A 24,930-nucleotide genomic window follows, 5' to 3' on the forward strand; every position below is an offset into this window, starting at 1 on the left:
TCTACATTGCCTCCCTTTGTCTTGCACACGGTACTTGTTACCGGAAATAACCGTATTTTCAAGACGTTTTCTGGAAATACATTAATACTTTCATTAGGTTAAAGTACGTCCCCATTTTTTTAACATTTACTGGTGATTCTTATTAATTAGGGACGCACCCTAATTAAAAACACTTGCCAAGTTCATGATATCGCGTTAATTTCTAGGCCTTCACCGCGAACCCAATGCGGAAAAACAGGAGTTTTTCTATGTCTAACCAGCCTGCAAAGCCTGTCGCTCAGGAAGTGGCAATCGATGCTTCCCGCATCGGCCTGCCCCGTGCGCAAGGCCTGTATAACCCCATTAACGAACACGACGCCTGTGGTGTGGGTTTTGTTGCCCACATTAAAGGCAAGGCCACGCATGCCATTATTCAGCAGGGCCTGAAAATTCTGGAAAACCTCGACCACCGCGGCGCCGTTGGGGCCGACGAGCTCATGGGCGACGGTGCGGGTATTCTTATTCAAATCCCCGACGCCCTGTACCGCGAAGAACTGGCCACCCAAGGCATTGATCTGCCCCCACCCGGCGAATACGGTGTGGCCATGGTGTTCCTGCCCAAGGAAACCGCTTCGCGCCTGGCCTGTGAACGTGAACTAGAACGCGCGGTGCGCGACGAAGGCCAGGTCGTTTTGGGCTGGCGCGACGTCCCCATCGATTCCGAAATGCCCATGTCGCCTACGGTAAAAGCCGTCGAGCCCGTCATTCGCCAGCTTTTCATTGGCCGTGGCACCGACATCATGGTGCCCGACGCACTGGAACGCAAACTGTACGTTATTCGTAAAGCCGCCAGCCACGCCATCAATCGCATGAAGCTGGCGCACGGCCAGGAATACTTCGTCCCGTCCATCTCGGTGCGTACGGTGGTGTACAAAGGTTTGTTGCTGGCCAACCAGGTTGGCCTGTATTACCGCGACCTGGCCGACACGCGTGCCGTTTCCGCCCTGTCGCTGGTACACCAGCGCTTTTCCACCAATACCTTCCCCGCCTGGCCGCTGGCTCACCCTTACCGCATGATCGCCCACAACGGTGAAATCAATACGGTGAAAGGCAACTTCAACTGGCTGCGTGCCCGCGAAGGGGTCATGCAATCGGCCGTACTGGGCGACGACCTGAAAAAGCTCTACCCCATTGTGTACGAAGGCCAGTCCGACACGGCCACCTTCGACAACTGTCTGGAATTGCTGGTCATGTCGGGCTATTCGCTGGCCCACGCCATGATGATGATGATTCCCGAGGCCTGGGAACAGCATACCGACATGGACGAAAGCCGCCGCGCCTTCTACGAATACCATGCCGCCATGATGGAACCCTGGGACGGCCCCGCTGCCGTGGCCTTTACCGACGGGCGCCAAATCGGCGCGCTGCTCGATCGTAACGGCCTGCGCCCCGCCCGCTACCTTATTACCGACGACGACCTGGTCGTCATGGCGTCGGAAGCCGGGACGCTGTCTATTCCCGAACACCGCATTGTTAAGAAATGGCGTTTACAGCCCGGCAAAATGTTCCTGATCGATCTGGAACAAGGCCGCATTATCGACGACGACGAAATCAAATCGCGCCTGTCGAACTCGCGCCCCTATCGCCAGTGGATCGAACGTCTGCGTATCAAACTCGATACCTTACCCACACCCAAATACGACGAACAGCCGCAATCCAACGTGTCGCTGCTCGACCGCCAACAAGCGTTCGGCTGGTCGCAGGAGGACGTCAAGTTCGTGCTCGAACCCATGGCCGCCAAAGGCGAGGAAAGCACCGGCTCCATGGGTAACGACACCCCGCTGGCCGTGTTGTCGAACCGGCCCAAGCCGCTTTACAACTACTTCCGTCAGCGTTTTGCGCAGGTTACCAACCCGCCTATCGACCCCATTCGTGAACAGTTGGTCATGTCGTTGGTGTCATTTATTGGGCCCAAACCCAATCTGCTCGACATCAACAACGTGAACCCGCCGCTGCGCCTGGAAATTCATCAGCCCGTGCTTGATTTCGCCGCTATGGCGCAAATCCGCAATATTGAAACCATCACCTCGGGCAAATTCCGCAGCTACGAGCTTGATATCACCTACCCGATCGAGTGGGGCTCCGAAGGCATCGAAGCCTACCTCGCCTCGCTGTGCGCCAACGCGGCCGACGCCGTACGCAGCGGTTACAACATTCTGGTTGTCACCGACCGCAAGGTCGACGCCGAACGCGTCGCCATCCCCGCCCTGCTGGCTACCTCGGCCGTGCATCAGCACCTCATTCGCGAAGGCTTGCGCACCAATACCGGCCTGGTCGTGGAAAGCGGCTCGGTACGCGAAGTGCACCATGTCGCCTGTTTGGCAGGTTACGGCGCCGAAGCCGTTCACCCCTACCTGGCGCTGGAAACCCTGGCCACCCTGGACGACGGCGACACCGCCATCAAGAACTACATCAAAGCCGTGGGCAAAGGCCTGAACAAGGTCATGTCCAAAATGGGTATCTCCACCTACATGTCGTACTGTGGCGCGCAAATCTTTGAAGCCATCGGTCTTAGCACGGCATTGGTCAACAAATACTTCCTGGGTACGCCCAGCAACGTTGAAGGCATCGGCATTTTTGAAGTGGCCGAAGAAGCGCTGCGCATTCACAAGGCCGCCTTCAGCGACGACCCTGTCCTGGCGCACGACCTGGAAGCCGGCGGCGAGTATGCCTTCCGCATTCGCGGCGAAGAGCATATGTGGAACCCCGAGTCCATTGCCAAGCTGCAACACTCCACCCGCGCCAACAACTACAACACCTACAAAGAGTACGCTCAGCTCATCAACGACCAGTCGCGTCGTCACATGACCCTGCGCGGCCTGTTTGAATTCAAGGTCGACCCCGCCAAGGCCATTCCGCTCTCGGAAGTGGAACCGGCCAAGGAAATCGTTAAGCGCTTTGCCACCGGCGCCATGTCGCTGGGTTCCATTTCCACTGAAGCACACTCGGTACTGGCCATTGCCATGAACCGGATTGGCGGTAAATCGAACACCGGTGAAGGCGGTGAAGACCAACGCCGTTATCGCACCGAAATGGACTCCGGCAAAAGCCCTATCAAGAAAGGCGACACGCTCGGTTCCTTCCTGGGCAAAGACCTCATCGAAGCCGACATCCCCCTGCAGGCAGGCGACTCTTTACGTTCGCGCATCAAGCAGGTGGCCTCGGGTCGTTTTGGTGTATCGGCCGAATACCTCACCAGCGCCGATCAAATTCAAATCAAAATGGCGCAAGGTGCCAAGCCCGGCGAGGGCGGCCAGTTGCCCGGCCACAAGGTGTCGGAATACATTGCCAAGCTGCGCTTCTCGGTACCCGGCGTCGGCCTTATTTCGCCTCCGCCGCACCACGACATCTATTCTATTGAAGACTTGGCCCAGCTCATTCACGACCTGAAAAACGTGAACCCGAAAGCCGCCATTTCCGTAAAACTGGTGGCTGAAGTGGGCGTGGGCACCATTGCCACCGGCGTCGCCAAAGCCAAGGCCGATCACGTGGTGATTGCCGGCCACGACGGCGGCACGGGCGCGTCACCCTTGTCTTCCATCAAGCACGCCGGTTCCCCGTGGGAGCTCGGCCTGGCCGAAACCCAGCAAACGCTGGTACTGAACGCCCTGCGCAGCCGTATCCGTGTACAGGCCGACGGCCAGATGAAAACCGGTCGCGACGTCGTCATCGGCGCCCTGCTGGGTGCCGATGAATTCGGTTTCGCCACCGCGCCGCTGGTGGTGGAAGGCTGCATCATGATGCGCAAATGCCATCTGAACACCTGCCCCGTTGGCGTGGCCACGCAAGATCCTGTCCTGCGCAAGAAGTTTTCCGGCAAACCCGAATACGTGGTGAACTATTTCTTCTTCGTCGCCGAGGAAGTGCGCGAAATCATGGCGCAACTGGGCATTCGCACGTTCGATGAACTCATCGGCCGCGCCGACCTGCTCAACACCGCCCCCGCTATTGATCACTGGAAAGCCAAGGGGCTGGACTTCTCACGCGTATTCGAAACCATCCCCAGCAACGAGCCGCTGTATCAAACTGAAGATCAAGACCACGGTTTGGATAAGGCGCTGGATCACTTGCTCATCGAGCGCAGCAAGCCGGCCATCGAAAAAGGCGAAAAAGTGTCGTTCATCACTCCCGTGCGCAACCGCAACCGCACCGTGGGCACCATGCTCTCGGGCGTGGTGGCTGCCAAGTACGGTCACGACGGCCTGCCCGACGACACCATTCACATTCAGTGCAATGGCACGGCCGGGCAAAGCTTCGGCGCCTTCCTGGCACACGGCATCACGCTCGACCTGGTGGGTGAAGGCAACGATTACGTCGGCAAAGGTTTGTCGGGCGGTCGCATTATCGTGCGCTCGCCGAACGATTTCCGCGGCCCCGGCCCCGAGCACATTATTGCGGGTAACACCGTGTTGTATGGTGCGCTGGGTGGTGAAGCCTATTTCAACGGCGTGGCCGGCGAGCGTTTCGCCGTGCGTAATTCCGGCGCCGCGACCGTTGTGGAAGGCACCGGCGACCACGGTTGTGAATACATGACCGGCGGCACGGTTGTGGTGCTGGGTGAAACCGGCCGCAACTTCGGTGCCGGCATGTCGGGCGGCGTAGCGTACGTTTACGACCCCGACGGCGTCTTCGAAAAACGCTGCAACCCGGCCATGGTCGATCTGGAAACTGTATTGCCGCATGCCGAGCAATCAGAAACGGTAAACATGGAAAGCTGGCACAGCGCCACCCGCGAGGGCGAGCGTGAAACCGACGAAACCATTTTGCGTCGTTTAATTGAAAACCACTACCGCTACACCGGCAGCCTGCTGTCGCGCGATATCATCAGCGATTGGTCGCGCGCCCGCAAGGCCTTCGTGAAGGTTATGCCGAAAGAGTATCGCCGCGCCCTGAAAGAATTGTGGGAAGCCGCGAACGCCGATCAAATTGCTGCCTAAGGAATAGAACAATGGGCAAAATTACTGGATTTCTTGAATTCGAGCGCCTTTCCGAGGCGCAGCAAGCACCGAAAGAACGCGTAAAGCACTGGAAAGAGTTTGTAATTACGCTTTCCGACGAAGACGCCAAAGTACAAGGGGCGCGCTGCATGGACTGCGGTATTCCCTTCTGTAGCAGCGGCTGCCCGGTGAATAACATTATTCCCGACTTCAACGACCTGGTGTACCAGCAAGACTGGGCCCGCGCGCTGGAAGTGCTGCATTCCACCAACAACTTTCCCGAGTTCACCGGCCGCATCTGCCCCGCTCCCTGCGAGGCCGCCTGCACCCTGAACATTAATGACGACGCCGTGGGCATCAAGTCGATTGAGCACGCCATTATCGACAAAGGCTGGCAAGAAGGCTGGGTGGCGCCTGAGCCCCCCAACCGCAAAACCGGCAAGAAAGTGGCTGTAGTAGGTTCCGGCCCCGCCGGACTGGCCTGTGCCCAGCAGCTGGCGCGCGCCGGCCATTCCGTGACGGTGTTCGAAAAGAACAACCGCATCGGCGGCCTGCTGCGTTACGGCATCCCCGACTTCAAACTGGAAAAGTCGCACATCGACCGCCGTCTGGCACAAATGGAAGCGGAAGGCGTGGAGTTTCAGTCATCCACCTATGTAGGCAATGAAGCCGACGCAGGCGAAGGCTTAACCGTCCGCACCCCGGAATCGCTTAAAGAAGAGTTCGACGCCGTGGTCCTTACCGGTGGTGCGGAAAGCCCGCGCGACCTGCCCATTACCGGGCGCGACCTGAACGGTATCCACTTCGCCATGGAGTTCCTGACCCAACAAAATAAAGTCAACGCGGGCGACCGCGTGGCCAAGCAAATTTCGGCCAAAGGCAAGCACGTTATTGTGATCGGCGGCGGCGACACCGGCTCCGACTGCGTAGGTACCAGCCACCGCCACGGCGCAGCCTCGGTAACCCAGTTCGAACTCATGCCCCGCCCGCCCGAGTCGGAAGACAAAGACCTTACCTGGCCCTACTGGCCGCTAAAACTGCGTACCTCTTCTTCCCAGGAAGAAGGCGGCGAACGCGACTGGGCCGTTTCCACCAAAGCCTTTGAAGGCAAAGGCGGCAAAGTGGAAAAACTCACTGCCGTGCGCGTGGAATGGTTTAAAGACAAAGCCACCGGCCAAATGAAAATGCGCGAAGTGGAAGGTTCGGAGTTCGAACTAAAAGCCGATCTGGTTCTGTTGGCCATGGGGTTTGTTTCTCCCATGAAAAACGTGCTGGACTCTTTCGGTATCGAGCTGGACAACCGTGGTAACGCCAAAGCCAACACTGAAGACTACCGCACCAGCGACAGCAAGGTGTTCGCCGCCGGCGACATGCGCCGTGGCCAGTCTTTGGTGGTGTGGGCCATTCGCGAAGGCCGTCAGGCCGCACGTGCGGTCGATGAGTTCCTGATGGGGGCTTCCACGCTGCCGCGTTAATTTTGATGTCCCTGCCTTGTGGTCTGCTTATCAGGCCAATCACCGGCCGCCTCTGGAAACAGGGGTGGCCGATGTTGTATGGTTGTGGGCTACAATGCAACGCTAAATTTCCAACCCTAAGCCTATGACGCCAGAAGCCACGCAACAGAACGAGCTACTGCGGTTTTCGAATGCCGCGCTGGGCTATGGTGACTTCACCGTGCTCAAAGACATCGACATGCATATTTGTCGAGGTCAGGTCGTGGCCATGATGGGCGGATCGGGCTCGGGCAAAACCACGCTGTTGCGCGCGGCCACGGGGCAAATCTTTGCCCAGAAAGGCACCATCCACGCATTCGGGCAGAACATCGCCGACACCTCGCACAGCCAATTGCAGTCCCTGCGCCAGCGCATGGGTGTGCTGTTCCAGCAAGGCGCCTTGTTCACCGACCTGAACGTGTTTGAAAATGTGGCCTTCCCTCTGCGTGAACATACCGCGTTGTCGGAAGAAGAAATCACCGCCAAGGTGTTGGAAAAACTGAACGACGTAGGGCTGCGGGCGGCCGCACACTTGGGCATTAGCGAAATTTCCGGCGGTATGGCGCGGCGCGTGGCGCTGGCGCGTGCCATTGTGCTGGAACCCGAACTGATTCTGTACGACGAACCCTTTGCCGGGCTCGACCCCATTTCCCTGGGAATCACCGCGCGGCTTATTCGCGATCTCACCAACCGCCTGAATTGTGCGTCGATTCTGATCACCCACGACGTAGCCGACTCGTTCGCCATTGCAGACCACATCTATATTGTGGGCCAGGGCAAACTGCTGGCGCACGGCACGCCGCAGGAAATGCGCGAATCCACCGACCCGTACATTGAACAATTCCTTACCGGCGAACCCGACGGCCCCATTGCCTTCAATTATCCGGAAACGCCTGCGTTCAAAAACTGGCTGAATAAGAAGGGGCGTTCATGAGCATCGTGAATTTCATCAGCGCCATTGGCCGCCACATCCGCGAATCAATTGTGTCGCTGGGCGCCTTCACCCGTTTATTCATCGCCATTCTGGCGCGCAGCGGCTCCGCGCTGAAACGCCCTGGGCTGGTGGCTCAGCAAATCCATTTCATCGGTAACTACTCGCTCATTATTATTGCCGTATCGGGCTTGTTTGTTGGCTTTGTGCTGGGCCTGCAAGGCTATTACACACTCAACCGTTATGGCTCGGAAGAAGCCCTGGGCCTGCTGGTGGCGCTGTCTTTAGTGCGCGAGCTGGGCCCCGTGGTGACCGCGCTACTGTTCGCCGGGCGGGCCGGTACCTCGTTAACCGCTGAAATCGGCCTGATGAAAGCCGGTGAACAACTGGCTGCCATGGAAGTCATGGCGGTTGACCCGATTCGTCGTGTGCTGGTCCCGCGTTTCTGGGGCGGCTTTATTGCCATGCCCATTCTGGCAGCCGTCTTTTCCATGGTCGGCATCATCGGCGGCTGGGTAGTGGGCGTACTTATGATCGGCATCGACGCAGGCGTTTTCTGGTCGCAAATGCAAAACGGCGTGGATATTTTCAAAGACGTGGCCAACGGCGTAGTGAAAAGCGTTATTTTCGGCGCCGCGGTAACCTTGATTGCGCTCTACGAAGGTTGGAACGCCAAAGCCACACCCGAAGGCGTGGCTCATGCCACCACCCGTACGGTGGTCAGCGGCGCGCTGGTGGTACTGGGGCTCGACTTCCTGCTCACCGCCTTGATGTTCAGCAATTAAATTCACCCCAACCCCACGCCAAACCATTGTTTTAATGACGGAACGAACACATTAACGGAACAAACCATCATGACACGTGTTAAAACCGATTTCTGGGTAGGCCTTTTCGTGCTGCTGGGCATTCTTGCCCTGGTGTTCCTGGCATTGCGGGCCGGCAACCTCAGCTCGTTTTCATTTGCGTCCAACTACCAGGTGCAGGGTTATTTCGACAACCTGGGCGGCCTTAAAGTACGGGCGCCCGTGAAGAGCAGCGGCGTCGTGGTCGGCCGGGTGGCATCCATTTCATTCGACAACCAGCGCTATCAGGCACTGGTTACCATGGACGTCGAATCGCAATACGAATTTCCGTCCGACTCCTCCGCTTCAATTCTTACTTCGGGCCTGCTGGGCGAACAATATATTGGCCTGACACCCGGCGGAGATGACAAAATGCTGGAAAACGGCGGTACCATTCAGTTTACGCAAAGTGCAGTGGTGCTTGAAGAACTCATCAGCAAGTTCCTGTACAGTTCAGCAAGCGACCAAGGCACACCCCAACCGTTGCAAGATCCACAATAAAATACGCAAAACAGAGAAGCGCAAAATGAAAATATCAATGCCCACGCCGCTCCGCTCACGCCTTGCCAGGGTACTGCCCGTGCTGGCCCTAACCGTTGCTGTTGCCGGTTGCGTACACGTACCCAACCCCAGCCCGAACGACCCCTGGGAAAGCTATAACCGCAGCATGTTTGCATTCAATGATACGGTCGACAAGGCCTTCCTGAAGCCCATTGCACAAGGCTATGAGGCAGTGGTGCCGCAGCCGGCCCGCAGTTGTGTCAGCAACGTCTTCAACAATTTCAAAGACGTTTGGTCATCCTTCAACAGTTTCCTGCAAGGCCGCCCATTCGACGGCATTAACTCGTTCGGCCGGGTACTCATGAATTCCACGCTGGGGATCGGCGGCTGTATCGACGTAGCCTCCATGAAAGGCGTACCCCGCGTTGTAAATGATTTCGGCATCACCCTGGGCGTATGGGGCTTCGGGCCCGGGCCTTACGTGGTACTGCCGTTCCTGGGGGCCAGCAACCTGCGCGATGGTACCAGCACCGTTGCCTGGTTCGCCTACGATTACTCACCACCTTACGCGCCCATCTTCGCCATCGATAACATTCCGGTACGCAACAGTATTATTGCCCTGGCCGTTGTCGACTTACGCGCCAGCCTGCTGAGCGCCGACGAAATGGTCGACCGTATCGCACTTGACCGCTACGCCTTTATTCGCGACGCTTACATCCAACGCCGCGCGGCACTGGTACAGGGCCAGCATGTTGACCCGAACACCACGCCCGAAGGCTTGCCCAAATACGAAGATAACGACACGCTACCCGATTACTCAGACGACGATATGAACGGTGAAGACGCAGCAGGGGAAAGCAATGCAGGTCCCTCGGGCTCTTCCCCACAAGCAGCCGGCCAATAAGCGCCGGCCTCAAGGAGTTTTATTTACATGCCTAAACCGACACGCGCATTCAAGAGCAAGTTTTCCAGCCTGGCTTTAGCAGGCGTCATGGGTGTATCCGGCCTGGCCGGCGTAGCAGGTTTGGCAGGGGCAGTTGGTATTGCTGCACTGGCGGCCCTGCCGGCCACTGCCACAGCGCAAGCGCAACAAGTCAACGCCAAAGCACCGCCCAACGACTTCATTAAAACCGTGGCCGACAACGCCCTGGCCGCCCTGCGTGCCGACGACAAGGCCAAGGCAGGCGATTTAGAGCGTATCAACGCGCTGGTTGATGAATACATTCTGCCGTATGTTGACCTGGAAAAAACCACACGCCTGTCGGCCGGACGCTATTGGCGCCAGGCCACGCCACAACAGCAACAGGAACTGGTCGATGCTTTCAAGGGCACACTCATTCGCACCTATAGCGGTGCGCTGGAACAAGCCGACGACGTGTCGGAAATCAAGCCGCTGCCATTTCGTGGCGACCCGGAAGCGGAAGACGTGGTGGTGCGCACCCAGCTTACCCAGCGCAACGGCCCCCCCGTTAATGTGGATTACCGTATGGAAAACAGTCCGAACGGCTGGAAAATTTATGACCTGAATGTAGAAGGGATCTGGCTGATTCAGAACTACCGCAACCAGTTCGCCCAGCAAATCAACCAGAACGGTATCGACGGCTTAATTACGGCGCTGAACCAGCACAATGCGCGTTAAACGGCGCCCAGCACGTACACGCTACCCTGAACAGCAATAAATACTAATAAAAACTACAATAGAGGTTTTGCGAGGCCCCTTAATGCCTCGCGTTGATCTTTTTATCTATGTCCGCACTCAGTCTGAATCACGTATCAAAAGTCTATCCGCCGCGCTCGGCAGGGTGGCGCGGGCTCTTGCGCCCCGGCATGAAGCAGCGCCCGGGTTTTCAAGCCCTGAACGACGTTAGCCTTACCGTTGAACACGGCGAGTTTTTCGGCTTGCTTGGGCCCAACGGTGCCGGCAAAACCACCATGATCTCCATTCTGGCCGGTTTGGCACACGCCACCTCGGGCAGCGCCAGCGTATGCGGTCACGACGTGGTTACCGACTACAAAGAAGCCCGCCGTTCGCTGGGCGTCGTACCTCAGGAACTGGTGTACGACCCGTTCTTTACTGTGCGCGAAACCCTGCGCCTGCAATCGGGTTACTTCGGCCTGCACAACAACGACGACTGGATCGACGAAATCCTTTACAACCTGGGGCTCGACGACAAAGCCAACGCCAATATGCGCGCCCTTTCAGGCGGCATGAAACGCCGCGTACTGGTGGCCCAGGCGTTGGTGCACCGTCCACCGGTCATTATTCTGGACGAACCCACCGCCGGGGTCGATGTCGACCTGCGCCGTACCTTGTGGGAATTCATCTCGCGCCTGAATAAAGAAGGCCACACCATTTTGCTGACCACGCATTACCTGGAAGAAGCCGAAGCCTTGTGTGGCCGCATCGCCATGCTGAAAAGCGGCCGTATCGTGGCGCTGGACACCACGGAAGCGTTGCTGGCCCGCGTGGGCGGGGCCGACCTGGAAGACGCGTTCGTGCGCATTATGCACAATGAAGATGCACTAAAGGCCTCCGCATGAGCAAGTCGTTAATTCAACCCCGCACCGATCTGGGTTCCGGCTTTCCCACCCTGCTGCGCAAGGAAATCATGCGCTTCTGGAAAGTAGGTTTTCAAACCGTGGCCGCCCCCGTGCTCACGGCGCTGCTGTATTTGCTTATTTTCGCGCATGTGCTGGAAGACCGCGTCCAAATTTACGGCACCATTCCGTATACCGCGTTCCTGATTCCCGGCCTCATGATGATGAGCATGTTGCAAAACGCCTTTGCCAACCCCTCTTCATCGCTTATTCAAAGCCGCATTACCGGGAACCTGGTATTTGTGCTGCTGCCGCCCATTTCGCACCGCGAGTTCTTCGCCGCCTACTTAATTGCCGCCATTCTGCGCGGCCTGGCCGTGGGGCTGTGCATTTGGGCCGTCTCCCTGCCGTTTGTCGACCTGCCGCCGCAGAACCTGCTGTGGATTCTGGCGTTCGCCATGCTTTCCTGCGGCATTATGGGCGCGCTGGGCATTATTGCCGGGCTGTGGTCGGAAAAATTCGACCAACTTGCCGCCTTTCAAAACTTCCTGATTATGCCCGCCACGTTTTTGTCGGGCGTGTTTTATTCCATTCACAGCCTGCCGCCCTTCTGGCAAGCCGTGTCGCACTACAACCCCATTTTCTACACCATCGACGGCTTCCGTTATGGGTTCTTCGGCGTGTCCGACGTCTCCCCCTGGACAAGCCTGGCCGTCGTCACCGGGGTATTCGTTGTGTTGTGCGCCTACACGATGCGCCTGTTGGCCGCCGGCTACAAACTGCGATCATAGAACTATGCTGCCTACACCTGAAGAAGTTCGCCAATACATTAGCGACAACTTGAACTGTGAACACATTGAAGTCGTGGGCGACGGCTCGCACTTCGAAGCGGTTATTGTGTCGCCCGAATTTGCCGGAAAGCGGCTTATTGCCCGCCACCAATTGGTATACAAAGCCCTGGGCGAGCGCATGAAAAGCGAAATCCACGCTTTGTCCATGCGCACCCTGACGCCCGACGAATACAACGCCAACGCGAATGGATAAGCTACGCATCACGGGGGGCCAACCCCTGCAGGGTGAAATCACGGTTTCCGGCGCAAAAAACGCCGCGCTGCCCATTCTGTGTGCCGGCCTGCTAACAGCCGACACGCTGGCACTCACCAACGTGCCGGCGTTGCAAGACATTCACACCATGCTGAAATTGCTTCGGCAAATGGGCGTGAAAGGCGACCTGAACGGCGACGCCACGCTGGCACTTAATGCCGGGCAGTTAACCAAGTTGGAAGCGCCGTACGATATGGTGAAAACCATGCGCGCCTCCATTCTGGTGCTAGGCCCGCTGTTGGCCCGCTTCGGCGAGGCACGCGTTAGCCTGCCCGGCGGCTGCGCCATTGGCCAGCGCCCGGTCGACCAGCACATTAAAGGCCTTACCGCCCTGGGCGCGGAAATTCGCATTGAGCACGGCTACATCATTGCCAAAGCACCGCGTTTGAAAGGCGCCACCATCCGCACCGACATGGTCACCGTTACCGGTACCGAAAACCTGATGATGGCCGCCACCCTGGCCGAAGGCCGCACGATTCTGGAAAACGCCGCGCGCGAACCCGAAGTAACCGACCTGGCCGAGCTGCTGATAAAAATGGGCGCCCGTATTCAAGGCCACGGAACCGACCGCATTATTATCGACGGCGTGCCAACCCTGCACGGTGCCGAGCACAACATTGTGGCCGACCGCATTGAAGCCGGCACATTCCTGTGCGCCGTCGGCGCCACCGGCGGCGACATTACCCTGCGCCACGCCGCACCCGACACCCTGGGCGCCGTGCTCGACAAACTGCGCGAAGCCGGCGTAAGCATTGAAACCGGGCCCGACTGGATTCGCGGCTCCATGAACCGGCGCCCCAAGGCCGTGAGCTTTCGTACCTACGAGTACCCGGCCTTTCCCACCGACATGCAAGCCCAGGTCATGGCCCTGAATACGCTGGCCGACGGCACCGCAGTGATTGTGGAGAACATTTTCGAAAACCGCTTCATGCACGTGCAGGAACTCAGCCGCATGGGGGCACAAATCGACATCGACGGCCACACCGCCATTGTGACCGGCGTGAAAGCGCTTTCCGGCGCCACTGTCATGGCAACCGACCTGCGCGCCTCGGCCAGCCTGGTCATTGCCGGTTTGGCCGCAGAAGGCGACACCACGGTGGAACGCATTTATCATTTAGATCGTGGCTACGAGCACATGGAGCACAAACTGCGCCAGGTCGGCGCCCACATTGAACGGATTAAACAGGAAGCCCTATGAGTCCCGCCACCGCCAACGTACAAGCGCCGCTCACTCTGGCGCTCTCGAAAGGCCGGATTTTTGAAGAGACCCTGCCCCTGCTGGAAGCAGCCGGCATTCAGGTAAGCGAGAACCCGGAAAGTTCACGCAAACTGATTCTGCCCACCAGCGACCCGGGGCTACGTTTAATTATTGTGCGCGCGTCCGACGTGCCTACTTATGTGCAATACGGCGCGGCCGACTTCGGCATTGCCGGCAAAGACGTTTTGTTCGAACATGCCGCACAACACCCCGGCGGCCTGTACCAGCCTATTGACCTGAACATTGCCAAATGCCGCCTGTGCGTGGCCGTGCGCGAAGGCTTCGACTACGAAGCCGCCGTGGGCCAGGGCTCGCGCTTGCGCGTGGCCACCAAATACGTACAAGCCGCGCGTGAACACTTCGCCCGCAAAGGCGTGTATGTCGACCTCATCAAATTGTATGGCTCCATGGAGCTGGCGCCCCTGGTGGGGCTGGCCGATGCCATTGTCGACCTGGTGTCAACCGGCGGCACCCTGCGCGCCAACCATTTAATGGAAGTGGAAGAGATTGCGCATATCTCGTCGCGGCTTATTGTGAACCAGGCGTCGCTAAAAACCCGCGCCCAGGCATTGCAACCCCTTATTGATGCATTTGCAAAAGCCACCGCAGACAAATAGCATTAAGCTTCACACACCTTTATTTGAAAACGCCCCTGTTGCCCTCATTTAATTAGTACAGCTATTTTTCGGCACCATCATGTCATCCATTCAGCGCCTTCGTTCTACCGACCCCAACTTTGCAGCCACCCTGCGCAAATTGTTGGCCTTCGATGCTTCGCAAGACGAATCCATTGAACGCGCCACGGCCGATATTCTGAAGGCGGTTGAGCATACAGGCGACACCGCCCTGCTGGAATACACACAGCGCTTCGACCGCGTGCAGGCCGGCAGCGTAGCGGAACTGGAAATTCCCAAATCGGAATGGCTGGCCGCGCTGGAAAGCCTGCCGGCTGAACAGCGTACCGCCCTGGAACAGGCGGCCGAAAGGGTACGCAGCTACCACGAACACCAAAAAGCCCAAAGCTGGTCCTACACCGAAGCCGACGGCACCGTGCTGGGCCAAAAAATTACCCCGCTCGATCGCGTGGGTTTATACGTACCCGGGGGCAAAGCGGCCTATCCGTCGTCGGTACTCATGAACGCCATTCCCGCCAAAGTGGCCGGGGTGGAAGAAGTGATCATGGTTACACCCACACCAAACGGCGTGCGCAACCCCATTGTGCTGGCCGCCGCTGCGATTGCCGGCGTTGACCGCGCCTGGGCCATTGGCGGCGCGCAAGCGGTGGGTGCACTGGCTTACGGCACGGCCACCATTAATGCGGTCGATAAAATTGTGGGCCCCGGCAACGCTTATGTCGCTGCGGCCAAACGTCGCGTTTTCGGCACGGTAGGCATCGACATGATTGCCGGCCCCAGTGAAATTCTGATCATTGCCGACGGCACCACACCGGCCGACTGGATCGCCATGGACCTGTTCTCACAGGCCGAGCACGACGAACTGGCGCAAAGCATCTTGCTATGCCCCAACGAAGCATACTTAGACCAAGTTCAGGAAGCCATTGATCGCCTGCTGCCCACCATGCCGCGTGCCGACATTATTCGCACCAGCCTGGCCAACCGCGGCGCATTGATTCTGGTGCAAGACCTTGACGAGGCCTGTGCCATAGCCAACGACATTGCGCCCGAGCACCTGGAAATCTCCACCGACAACCCTAACGCCGTGGCCGACAAAATCCGCCATGCGGGGGCCATTTTCCTGGGTCGCTACAGCTCGGAATCGCTGGGCGATTACTGCGCCGGGCCGAACCACGTTTTACCCACTTCCCGCACCGCGCGTTTCTCTTCACCGCTGGGGGTGTATGATTTCCAGAAACGCAGCAGCATTATCCAGGTTTCGCACAACGGCGCCCAAACGTTAGGCACCATTGCCGCGCACCTGGCTTATGGTGAAGGCCTGCAAGCTCACGCGGCCAGCGCGGAATACCGCCTGGATACGCCGCCAAAGCGCTAAGCAAGCCCTTACCCGAACACATGGCCGCCTTAACCCGGCCCTTTTGCACAGAAAGACCTTAAACCATGCGTACCGCTGAAATTTCACGTAATACCAACGAAACCCGTATTCGTGTGGCCATTAATTTAGACGGCACCGGCCGCCAAACCATTAACACGGGCGTCCCTTTCTTAGACCACATGCTCGACCAAATCGCGCGCCACGGTTTAATTGATCTGGACATCCACTGCGACGGCGACACCCATATCGACGACCACCACACCGTGGAAGACGTGGGCATTACGCTGGGCCAGGCCGTGGCCGCCGCCGTAGGCGACAAAAAAGGCCTGCGCCGCTACGGCCACGCCTACGTGCCACTCGACGAAGCGCTGTCACGCGTGGTGATTGATTTTTCAGGCCGCCCCGGGCTGGAGTTTCATGTGCCGTTCACCCGCTCGCACATCGGCACGTTCGACGTCGACCTTACCCAGGAATTTTTCCAGGGTTTTGTGAACCACGCTTTAATGACGCTGCACATCGACAACCTGCGCGGCACCAACTCGCATCACCAGTGTGAAACCGTGTTCAAGGCCTTTGGCCGCGCACTGCGCATGGCCGCTGAAATCGACCCGCGCGCCGGCGACACCATTCCTTCCACCAAAGGCTCGCTGTAAGGCTTTATTGTGAACACCATTGCCATTGTTGATTACGGTATGGGCAACTTTCACTCGGTTGCCCGCGCCCTTCACGCTGCCGCGCCCAACGCCGACATCCGTCTCTGCCGCGACGCCCAATCCATTCGCGACGCCTCGCGCGTGGTGTTCCCGGGCCAGGGCGCCATGCCCGACTGCATGCGCACCCTGAACGAATCAGGCCTGCGCGAAGCCGTGGAAGAGGCCGCACGCAGCAAGCCCCTACTGGGCGTGTGCGTGGGCGAACAAATGTTGTTCACCACCAGCGAAGAAGGCAACACCCCTTGCCTGAACATTTTCCCCGGCAAAGTAAAGTTGTTTGCCGGCCCGGAATTCGCTTCATCGAAACAACACGGCGACAACGAACACGAACTGCTGAAAGTACCGCACATGGGTTGGAACCGCGTGTGGCAAACCCAGGCTCACCCCTTGTGGAGCGGCATTGAAGACGGTACCCACTTTTATTTCGTGCACAGTTATTACGCAGCGCCCGACCAGGCCCAATTAACCGTGGGCGAAAGCCATTACGGCATTCCCTTTACCTGCGCCGTGGCGGCGGAAAACATTTTCGCCGTCCAGTTTCATCCGGAAAAAAGCGCAGATCCCGGCCTACGCCTTTATCGGAACTTTGTAGACTGGAACCCTTGAACGGTTTGTTATATTTTTAAACAACACGCCAACCTTTTCGGCACTTTAAACTGGCCCTGAACCATCATGCTTCTGATTCCCGCTATCGACCTCAAAGACGGACACTGTGTACGCCTGCGCCAGGGCGACCTGGACGACGCCACTATTTTCTCGGAAGACCCGGCGGCCATGGCCTCCGACTGGCTCGACCAAGGCGCACGCCGGCTGCACCTGGTTGACCTGAACGGCGCCGTCGCCGGCAGCCCGAAGAACCTGGCGGCCATCAAAAACATCCTGGACGCCATCGACGAAGAAATCCCCGTGCAAATCGGCGGCGGCATTCGCGACCTGAACACCATTGAAGCGTATCTCGATCTGGGTTTGGCTTACGTCATTATCGGCACGGCCGCCATTAAGAACCCCGGTTTCCTGCGCGACGCCTGCAGTGCCTTCCCCGGCAATATTATTGTGGGGCTCGACGCACGCGAAGGTAAAGTAGCCACCGACGGCTGGAGCAAACTAACCCGCCACGACGTCATCGACATGGCGAAAAAGTTTGAAGACTATGGTTGCGAAGCCATTATCTACACCGATATCGGTCGCGACGGCATGCTGCAAGGCGTGAACATCGACGCCACCGTGAAACTGGCCCAGGCGGTGACTATTCCCGTTATTGCTTCGGGCGGCGTGACCGACCTGAAAGACATTGAAGCCCTGTGCGCGGTAGAAGAAGAAGGTGTTGAAGGCGCCATTCTGGGCCGTAGCCTGTATGAAGGCACGCTGGATTTCGGCGCCGCACAAACCCTGGCCGACGAACTGAACGGCGAAACCGAGTAAGCAATGTCGAATGAACTGACACGCCGTATTATCCCCTGCCTGGATGTGACCGCCGGGCGCGTTGTGAAAGGCGTGAACTTCGTGGGCCTGGTCGACGCCGGCGACCCCGTGGAAATTGCGCGTCGCTACAACGAACAAGGCGCCGACGAACTCACGTTTTTAGATATTACCGCCACCAGCGACAACCGCGACCTGATTCTGCCCATTATCGAATCCGTGGCGTCACAAGTGTTCATCCCCCTCACTGTTGGGGGCGGTGTGCGCAAAGTGGCCGATATTCAACGCCTGTTGAACGCCGGGGCCGATAAAGTGTCTATTAACAGTGCAGCCGTCAGTAACCCTGAACTGGTGCGCGAGGCCTCGCAATATCACGGCTCGCAGTGTATCGTGGTGGCCATCGATGCACGCCAGGTATCCCAACCCGGTGAAGCATTGAAATGGGAAATTTTTACGCACGGGGGCCGCAACGCCACCGGAATCGACGCCGTAGAATGGGCCGTTAAAATGGCTGAATACGGGGCAGGCGAAATTCTGCTTACCAGTATGGACCGCGACGGCACGAAATCGGGTTTCGACCTGAACCTCACCCGCACCGTATCCGACGCCGTTCCTATCCCCGTGATTGCATCGGGGGGCGTAGGCAACCTGCAGCACCTGGTGGAAGGCGTCACCACGGGCCGGGCCAGCGCCGTACTGGCGGCCAGTATCTTTCACTTCGGCGACCACACCGTGCACGAAGCCAAAGAACTCATGGCACAGCAAGGTATCCCCGTTAGGCTGTAAAGCAAGGAGGCCGAATATGAGCCAACCGGAAACTCACACCACTGAAACCGCCGGGCCCGCCTGGCTGAAAGACGTGCATTTCGACAACAGCGGCCTGATTCCCGCCATTGCACAAGACGCCGATACCGGCACCTTGTTAATGGTGGCCTGGATGAACCGCGACGCCCTGATGGAAACCGCCCAAACCCAGCGCGCGGTTTATTGGTCGCGCTCGCGCCAGCGGCTTTGGCGCAAAGGCGAGGAGTCCGGCCACGTTCAACAGGTAAAGGAAATCCGCCTGGATTGCGACGGCGATGTCATTTTGCTGAAAGTAAAACAGGAAGGCGGCATTGCCTGCCATACCGGCCGCGAAAGCTGTTTCTTTCGCCGCCTGGACACCACCAGTTGGACCACCACCGACCCCGTGCTGAAAGATCCGGAGCAAATCTACAAATGAGTTCAACGCCAAACACGGAACAGATTCTGGCGCGCCTGGCCGACACCCTGGAAAGCCGCCTGCCGCAAAACGGCGGCGACCCAAACGCATCGTATACTGCCAAGTTATTGGCTAAAGGGCCCGATGCGTTCCTGAAGAAAATCGGCGAAGAAGCCACCGAACTGGTCATGGCCGCCAAAGACAACGACCGCGACAAAATTGTGTATGAAACCGCCGACTTATGGTTTCATACCCTCGTGGCATTGGCGCATTACAATGTGCGGCCCGAAGATATTCTGAATGAACTGGCGCGACGCGAAGGCGTATCGGGCCTGGAAGAAAAGGCAAAGCGAGGCGCTTAACCCGCCCAAAAAATATACAGCATACTATCGCATTCCCTACCCTTTTACCTGCCACGCACTTCGGTAGAATGGTTAGAATGAGTAGATAAACAAATGTGCAGCAACCTGCTGCCTTACGGAGATTGAAATGGGTAGTTTCAGCATTTGGCACTGGCTTATTGTTCTGGTTATTGTGGCCCTGGTGTTCGGTACCAAAAAACTGCGCAACATGGGTGAAGACTTGGGCGGCGCCGTTAAAGGCTTCAAGAAAGGCATGAACGACGCCAACAGCGAAGGCGAGCAAAACAAAAAGCCTGAAGCCGTTACTCAAAAGACCGAAGACAGCGACACCATCGACGTTCAGGCCAAAGAAAAGAAAGACGCGTAAACCGCCATGTTTGGTCTGAGCTTCACCGAACTCATGATCATCGGCGTGGTTGCGCTGCTGGTCATCGGCCCCGAGCGCCTGCCCAATGTGGCCCGCACCGTGGGCCACCTGCTGGGTCGCGCACAACGTTACGTAAACGACGTGAAAACCGACATCAAGCGTGAAATGGATTCCGCTGAAATCGGCAGCCTGAAAGGCCAGATTGAAGACGCCGCCAAATCGGTGCGCAGCTCGGTCGACGACGCCGGCAACACCATTCGCAACCCGCTTGAAGAAGCCAAAAAGGCGCTGCAAGACACCGAACAAACACTGAAAGAAACCGAACAGTCGATCGACTCTTCGATTCGCAGCAAGCAAAGCGAACCCTCGAGCGATAAAGCCACAAGCGCGCCGCCCGACGACACCGCAGGCACCAAGAAAAACGGAACTGAAACGTGACAGCCGAAGAAGAAAGCAATTCCGAATCCTTCGTCTCGCACCTTATCGAGCTTCGCACGCGCCTGATTCGCGCGGTTGGTGCCATTCTGGGCATCTTTATTATTCTGTTCCTGTATCCAGGGCCTTCGTTTCTGTACGACGTTCTGGCACAGCCCATGCTGGCCACGCTGCCTACCGGCACCCGCATGATCGCCACCGGCGTCATCACGCCCTTCATGGTGCCGGTTAAAGTTGCGCTGCTTACCGCCTTTGTGCTGGCCTTACCCATTGTGCTGTATCAGGCCTGGGCGTTTGTCGCCCCAGGGCTGTACAAACACGAACAAAAACTGGCGCTACCGCTCATTTTTTCGGGTACGGTGCTGTTTTTGCTGGGCATGGCTTTTTGCTACTTCGTCGTCTTCAAAACCGTCTTTGAATTCATCGCGGGCTTTGCACCGCAGTCGATTACCCCTGCGCCCGATATCGAAGCCTACGTCAGTTTCGTCATTACCATGTTCATGGCCTTCGGCATTACCTTCGAAGTGCCGGTTGCAGTGGTGCTGTTGGTAAAAAGCGGTATTGTCAGCGTGCAAAAGCTGCGCAGTGCACGTGGGTATGTGGTTGTGGGGGCCTTCGTTATTGCCGCCATTGTTACCCCACCCGACGTTATCAGCCAATTCATGTTGGCCGTGCCCCTATGTGTGCTGTATGAAGTGGGGCTGCTGGTCGCTTCAAGAATGAAGCCTTCGGAACGCGAAAAAGAAGCCGACGACGAATAGCTCAAAAATGCGCTGAACTGTACGCTTTACAATTAAAAAATTAAAAGGCTTGTACCCTGTATCGATACAGGGTACTATATAACATGATTAGAACGTTCCGCGATCAATGGCTGGATGATTATTACTTTCAGGGAATAAGATCACCCAATATACCGAGCCTTATTGAAAACGCACTAAAACGCAAACTTGATATTCTTCATATTGCAGTAGGCGAAAAAGATTTAAGGACACCCCCGGGAAATCGCTTCGAACATCTTGAAGGTAAGTTGAAAGGTTGGTGTTCAATTCGTGTGAACAAGCAATACCGCTTGATATTTCAATGGAGCTCAGGCGAGGCTAGTGGGGTTTATCTTGATCCTCATACGTACAGATAAGAGGTAACACTTATGGTTGAAGCATTGAAAATTCCGGCTCATCAACCTACCAGTGTGGGCACTATGCTTAAAAAAGAATTTCTGGAGCCTTTGGGAATTACACAAGGCGAACTGGCAAAAGCAATGGGAGTTGGCCGTAAAACCGTTAATGAACTATGTGGAGGTCGGCGTGGGATCACGGCCGACACCGCGTTCTTACTCGCAAAGGTTTTGGGGACTACACCCGATTTTTGGCTAAACTTGCAAGTCATTAATGATATGTGGCTAGCGAAACATAATGAAGTTTTGGCACACAAAATAGAACAAGCAAAGCCGCTAGTGGCCGCATAACCATAGCGCATTGTTTGCGCAAATAAACGAATTCGTATCTCTTTTATTCGGCCCCAATAACGCCAGTTTTGGGGCCGTTTTCTTTTGCTTTTCAAGCAAACATTCAGTGAACTTAAGCTGAGTTATCCATAAGGTTTTACCCTAATAAACAGCCCGAAATGGCCTCTTTCCATTGACAGGAAGGGGCTATTTTACTTATCATATATAGGTACTATCGATAGTAAGATAGTATAACACGACGTTAGCACAATCGCAAATGTTTTTTACGGCGAATTGTGTGGCGCATGTGTTGAAACGACTGTGTGTAATGAAACGAGCAGCATTCAGGCAGTACCGGCCATCGCTTCTGCGATGGCCGCTTTCAGGGGGTTAAATGAGCAATACAGCACAACTAACACGTATGGTTCGCCTAGGCGAGGCCTTGCCAAACCTACCCGAACAGGCACTGTTCCACGCCGGGCCACCTTACAAAGAAAGCCCGCCAGACGCGGTATTGAACGCAGCGGCGCAAGCCGCCGTCATGGAAGGATGGGCCACCGACACCGACGCCGCGCGCGGCTTGCTTTTGCAATCGCCGCCGGCCATTAAATTGCTGCCGGCGCAAGATCACGGCCTGGTCGTTCCATTAGCCCAAGTAGCCGGGCCCTCCACCTGGTGTGTTGAAGTGGGCAACGAAGCATTGAAGGTGTACTCACCGGTTAGCGAAGGGCCTGCACCCGCATTGCGGTTCGGCTCCATCGACCCCCTATGCCGCGAACGCGCACAGAATGACTGCAAGCAATTCGCCGACCACATCAACCCTTTGTTGGAAAACGCGCCCATTCATCCGGAAGCGCTGATGCAGCAGGCCCTGCAATTGGGTGACGACGGCCACGCAATTGTGAGCGCCGGAACAAAACTATGGGTCAACGCACTTGAAAAGCTACCCGACGCCACCCGTGAAAAAATCCTGACCAATGCCGGCTTCGCACTCACCACCTGGATGGCCTATTGCAGTTGGAAGCTGCACACCTCTTCCAGCGCCATTAACGCCATTGGCGCCAACGGCATTGAGTTCGGCGTGAAATTCAAAAACACAAACGAATGGATCACGGTCAGCGCACCGCCGCCCAGCGGCCCCCGCTTCAAGCCCGATCATCCGGCACAAGCCCTGGGTGCCATCGGCGATAGCGCCGTGGTCGACGCCTGCGGCTATGGCGGGCAGGCATTGAAAAACGCCCCTACGCTGCTGACCGAATGGAAAGACTACCTGCCAGACGATGCCACGACACGGCCAGACCACATTCTTTGCCCTGAAAGCGGTTGCATCGACCCGGCGCGCATCCAGGCAGCTCGCCTTGCTCCCATCATCAACCTGGCCATTCTTGATCGTCAGGGCGCCGATACCCCGATTGGCCGCGGCCATTACTGCCCGCCGCTTTCCGTCTTTCAACAACCTTCTTAAGCAGGAACAAAAATGACGCTACAGAACAAAGTTGCACTGATCACCGGGGGGGCAATGGGCATTGGCTTTGCCGTCAGTGAACACCTGGCCGAACAAGGCGCTCGCATTGTGATTGCCGACCTGAACAACGCGCAGGCCGCAGCCGAGAAACTCAAGCAGAAAGGCCATCAGGCCATCGGCGTGCAAGCCAATGTGGCCGAAGAAGGCGATACGGAACATATGGCAAAGGCCGCCGTCGACGCCTTCGGCCAAATCGATATTTTGGTCAACAACGCAGCCATTTTTTCATCGATTCAACAAAAACCGTTTGAACAATTAACCGCGCAGGAATGGCGTTCGCTGGTCGACGTCAACGTTATCGGCCAGTTCCTTTGCTGCAAAGCCGTGCTACCTGCGTTCAAGGGGCAGGGCGGCGGGCGCATTATCAATATTTCCTCGGGCGTGGCCTTCAAGGGTAACCCGCACATGCTGCACTACGTTGCCTCCAAAGGCGCCATTGTCTCCATGACACGGGCCCTGGCAACCGAACTGGGGGAACACAACATTCTGGTGAACAGCGTGGCCCCCGGCTTCACACTGAGCGAAGGCGTGATGAAAAACGCCGAGCTGGCCAAACGCTCATCGCAATTTTCCGTCCGGGGCCGCGCCCTTGCGCGCGACATGCACCCCAATGATTTAGTGGGTGCCGTGGCATTTTTCGCCGGGCCGGGCTCCGCTTTCATTACCGGGCAAACGCTTGTGGTCGACGGTGGGTCGTACTACCACTAATGCTTTTAAAGGAGTTAAACAATGGAATTCGTCAAAAATACTTGGTATCCCGTCACCTGGTCAAACGAGGTTGACCGCACACTCACCCGTCATATGATCGCCAACGAGCCTGTTGTGGTTTTCCGTCGCCAAGACGGCTCGGTTGCCGCGCTTCACGATGCCTGCCCACACCGGCTTGCGCCGCTGTCTTTGGGCACACTGATCGACGACGCCATCGAATGCGGCTACCACGGCATGACGTTCGACTGCTCCGGCCAATGTATCCGTATCCCCGGCCAGGAAGTCATTCCCAAAAACGCCACAGTGCGCGCCTACCCCATTGAAGAGCGCTACGGCCTGGTGTGGATTTGGCTGGGCGACCCCAAACAAGCCGACATCAGCAAAATGTTCAACGTGCCCCAGTACGGCCAGGAAGGCTGGCACGCGGTACAAGGCGGCGTTCTGCGCATTGAGTGCAACTATTTAAGCCTGGTTGAAAACCTGCTCGACCCCGCGCACGTCACCTTCGTGCACAAGTCCACCCTGGGCACACCCGCGGGCGCATCGATTCCGGTTAACAACGATTACGGCGACAACAGCATTTCCGTATGGCGCTGGATCCCCGACGCGCCCCCCATCCCTTTATTCGCCAACTTCGCCAAAATGACCGGCCAGGTCGACCGGTGGCACTACTACGACTACACCCCGCCCTGCTTCTTCGATATCGACATGGGCACCTGCGCAACCGGTTCCATCAAAGACCCGGAAATGCGTCATACCGGCGTGCAAATGCATTCGTGTCACGTGCTTACCCCGGTTGATGACCGCACCGTTTTGCAATATTGGTTTCACGTCCGCAATTTCCGCGTCGACGAACCGGAAATAGACCAGGAGTTGAACGCCGCCCTTGAGTTCGCCTTCAAGGAAGACAAGATCATTCTGGAACGGATTCAGCAAGAGCAGGAACGCGACCCCAATGCCAAGCAAATCACATTAGGCATTGATGCCGCCCCGCGACGCATGCACAAAATGGTTCAAAAATTGATACAGGAGGAACGCCAACACCTAAACACACCCGCAAATGCTGGCGCGGCCACCTAACCACATTAGGCTGCGTCATTTCA

Annotated in this window: 27 protein-coding genes; all 27 read left to right on the forward strand. The window is 57.1% G+C overall.

What is annotated here, in order from left to right; translation table 11 throughout:
* Positions 1-248: 248 nt before the first annotated feature.
* The 27 genes from CJO09_RS06970 to CJO09_RS07100 all read left to right on the forward strand — a co-directional run bounded on the left by CJO09_RS06970 (position 249) and on the right by CJO09_RS07100 (position 24,907).
* The gene (locus CJO09_RS06970) at positions 249-4,976 is read left to right on the forward strand and encodes a glutamate synthase-related protein (protein WP_119441713.1); all 4,728 of its coding nucleotides are present in this window, start codon (positions 249-251) and stop codon (positions 4,974-4,976) included.
* Between the two features lie 11 nt (positions 4,977-4,987).
* Positions 4,988-6,451 carry a glutamate synthase subunit beta gene (locus tag CJO09_RS06975; protein ID WP_119441714.1) on the forward strand — a complete coding sequence of 488 codons (1,464 nt, stop codon included), beginning with the start codon at positions 4,988-4,990 and terminating at the stop codon, positions 6,449-6,451.
* A gap of 124 nt (positions 6,452-6,575) precedes the next feature.
* Positions 6,576-7,403: an ABC transporter ATP-binding protein gene (locus tag CJO09_RS06980; RefSeq protein WP_114419281.1), complete on the forward strand. Its 828-nt coding sequence runs from the start codon at positions 6,576-6,578 to the stop codon at positions 7,401-7,403.
* On the forward strand, positions 7,400-8,185 hold the full coding sequence (gene mlaE / locus CJO09_RS06985; protein ID WP_119441715.1) for a lipid asymmetry maintenance ABC transporter permease subunit MlaE: 786 nt from the start codon (positions 7,400-7,402) through the stop codon (positions 8,183-8,185). The genes CJO09_RS06980 and mlaE overlap by 4 nt, the downstream gene beginning before the upstream one ends.
* Positions 8,186-8,254: 69 nt before the next feature.
* Positions 8,255-8,743: an outer membrane lipid asymmetry maintenance protein MlaD gene (gene mlaD, locus CJO09_RS06990; protein WP_114419279.1), complete on the forward strand. Its 489-nt coding sequence runs from the start codon at positions 8,255-8,257 to the stop codon at positions 8,741-8,743.
* 37 nt (positions 8,744-8,780) lie between these two features.
* Complete coding sequence (locus CJO09_RS06995; RefSeq protein WP_119441716.1) at positions 8,781-9,647, forward strand: MlaA family lipoprotein; 867 nt, start codon at positions 8,781-8,783, stop codon at positions 9,645-9,647.
* A gap of 87 nt (positions 9,648-9,734) precedes the next feature.
* Positions 9,735-10,382, forward strand: a complete 648-nt coding sequence (locus tag CJO09_RS07000; protein WP_119441981.1) for an MlaC/ttg2D family ABC transporter substrate-binding protein — start codon at positions 9,735-9,737, stop codon at positions 10,380-10,382.
* 107 nt (positions 10,383-10,489) lie between these two features.
* Positions 10,490-11,284: an ABC transporter ATP-binding protein gene (locus CJO09_RS07005; RefSeq protein ID WP_119441717.1), complete on the forward strand. Its 795-nt coding sequence runs from the start codon at positions 10,490-10,492 to the stop codon at positions 11,282-11,284.
* Positions 11,281-12,072: an ABC transporter permease gene (locus tag CJO09_RS07010; protein ID WP_114419275.1), complete on the forward strand. Its 792-nt coding sequence runs from the start codon at positions 11,281-11,283 to the stop codon at positions 12,070-12,072. The genes CJO09_RS07005 and CJO09_RS07010 overlap by 4 nt, the downstream gene beginning before the upstream one ends.
* Positions 12,073-12,076: 4 nt before the next feature.
* Positions 12,077-12,325 (forward strand): BolA family protein, encoded by a 249-nt coding sequence (locus CJO09_RS07015; RefSeq protein ID WP_114419274.1) that lies wholly within the window; start codon positions 12,077-12,079, stop codon positions 12,323-12,325.
* Complete coding sequence (gene murA, locus CJO09_RS07020; RefSeq protein WP_119441718.1) at positions 12,318-13,583, forward strand: UDP-N-acetylglucosamine 1-carboxyvinyltransferase; 1,266 nt, start codon at positions 12,318-12,320, stop codon at positions 13,581-13,583. The genes CJO09_RS07015 and murA overlap by 8 nt, the downstream gene beginning before the upstream one ends.
* A complete protein-coding gene (gene hisG / locus CJO09_RS07025) occupies positions 13,580-14,260 on the forward strand; it encodes an ATP phosphoribosyltransferase (protein ID WP_119441719.1) in 681 nt (226 codons plus the stop codon). Before murA ends, hisG begins: the two co-directional genes overlap by 4 nt.
* A gap of 79 nt (positions 14,261-14,339) precedes the next feature.
* Positions 14,340-15,653: a histidinol dehydrogenase gene (hisD, locus tag CJO09_RS07030; RefSeq protein ID WP_119441720.1), complete on the forward strand. Its 1,314-nt coding sequence runs from the start codon at positions 14,340-14,342 to the stop codon at positions 15,651-15,653.
* 65 nt (positions 15,654-15,718) lie between these two features.
* A complete protein-coding gene (hisB, locus tag CJO09_RS07035) occupies positions 15,719-16,306 on the forward strand; it encodes an imidazoleglycerol-phosphate dehydratase HisB (RefSeq protein ID WP_114419270.1) in 588 nt (195 codons plus the stop codon).
* Positions 16,307-16,315: 9 nt separating this feature from the next.
* The gene (hisH, locus tag CJO09_RS07040; RefSeq protein WP_119441721.1) at positions 16,316-16,972 is read left to right on the forward strand and encodes an imidazole glycerol phosphate synthase subunit HisH; all 657 of its coding nucleotides are present in this window, start codon (positions 16,316-16,318) and stop codon (positions 16,970-16,972) included.
* A 66-nt stretch (positions 16,973-17,038) separates the two neighbouring features.
* Positions 17,039-17,788, forward strand: coding sequence for a 1-(5-phosphoribosyl)-5-[(5-phosphoribosylamino)methylideneamino]imidazole-4-carboxamide isomerase (gene hisA / locus CJO09_RS07045; protein ID WP_114419268.1), 750 nt, complete (start codon positions 17,039-17,041; stop codon positions 17,786-17,788).
* 3 nt (positions 17,789-17,791) lie between these two features.
* Entirely contained in the window at positions 17,792-18,571 is a 780-nt protein-coding gene (gene hisF, locus CJO09_RS07050) for an imidazole glycerol phosphate synthase subunit HisF (protein WP_119441722.1), read from the forward strand.
* Positions 18,572-18,587: 16 nt separating this feature from the next.
* Positions 18,588-19,007: a phosphoribosyl-AMP cyclohydrolase gene (gene hisI, locus CJO09_RS07055; protein WP_119441723.1), complete on the forward strand. Its 420-nt coding sequence runs from the start codon at positions 18,588-18,590 to the stop codon at positions 19,005-19,007.
* Positions 19,004-19,348 (forward strand): phosphoribosyl-ATP diphosphatase, encoded by a 345-nt coding sequence (locus CJO09_RS07060; RefSeq protein WP_119441724.1) that lies wholly within the window; start codon positions 19,004-19,006, stop codon positions 19,346-19,348. Before hisI ends, CJO09_RS07060 begins: the two co-directional genes overlap by 4 nt.
* A gap of 127 nt (positions 19,349-19,475) precedes the next feature.
* On the forward strand, positions 19,476-19,715 hold the full coding sequence (gene tatA, locus CJO09_RS07065; protein WP_114419265.1) for a Sec-independent protein translocase subunit TatA: 240 nt from the start codon (positions 19,476-19,478) through the stop codon (positions 19,713-19,715).
* A gap of 6 nt (positions 19,716-19,721) precedes the next feature.
* Positions 19,722-20,153, forward strand: a complete 432-nt coding sequence (tatB, locus tag CJO09_RS07070) for a Sec-independent protein translocase protein TatB (RefSeq protein ID WP_114419264.1) — start codon at positions 19,722-19,724, stop codon at positions 20,151-20,153.
* A complete protein-coding gene (tatC, locus tag CJO09_RS07075; RefSeq protein WP_114419263.1) occupies positions 20,150-20,911 on the forward strand; it encodes a twin-arginine translocase subunit TatC in 762 nt (253 codons plus the stop codon). Before tatB ends, tatC begins: the two co-directional genes overlap by 4 nt.
* 83 nt (positions 20,912-20,994) lie before the next feature.
* On the forward strand, positions 20,995-21,285 hold the full coding sequence (locus CJO09_RS07080; RefSeq protein ID WP_119441725.1) for a type II toxin-antitoxin system RelE/ParE family toxin: 291 nt from the start codon (positions 20,995-20,997) through the stop codon (positions 21,283-21,285).
* A 12-nt stretch (positions 21,286-21,297) separates the two neighbouring features.
* Positions 21,298-21,615 carry a HigA family addiction module antitoxin gene (locus tag CJO09_RS07085; RefSeq protein ID WP_119441726.1) on the forward strand — a complete coding sequence of 106 codons (318 nt, stop codon included), beginning with the start codon at positions 21,298-21,300 and terminating at the stop codon, positions 21,613-21,615.
* A gap of 373 nt (positions 21,616-21,988) precedes the next feature.
* Positions 21,989-23,059: an oxamate carbamoyltransferase subunit AllG family protein gene (locus tag CJO09_RS07090; RefSeq protein ID WP_119441727.1), complete on the forward strand. Its 1,071-nt coding sequence runs from the start codon at positions 21,989-21,991 to the stop codon at positions 23,057-23,059.
* A gap of 12 nt (positions 23,060-23,071) precedes the next feature.
* Positions 23,072-23,827 carry an SDR family NAD(P)-dependent oxidoreductase gene (locus tag CJO09_RS07095; RefSeq protein ID WP_119441728.1) on the forward strand — a complete coding sequence of 252 codons (756 nt, stop codon included), beginning with the start codon at positions 23,072-23,074 and terminating at the stop codon, positions 23,825-23,827.
* A gap of 21 nt (positions 23,828-23,848) precedes the next feature.
* Entirely contained in the window at positions 23,849-24,907 is a 1,059-nt protein-coding gene (locus CJO09_RS07100) for an aromatic ring-hydroxylating dioxygenase subunit alpha (protein ID WP_119441729.1), read from the forward strand.
* Positions 24,908-24,930: the final 23 nt, after the last annotated feature.

The organism is Neopusillimonas maritima (assembly GCF_003576595.1).
Classification (GTDB): domain Bacteria; phylum Pseudomonadota; class Gammaproteobacteria; order Burkholderiales; family Burkholderiaceae_B; genus Neopusillimonas; species Neopusillimonas maritima.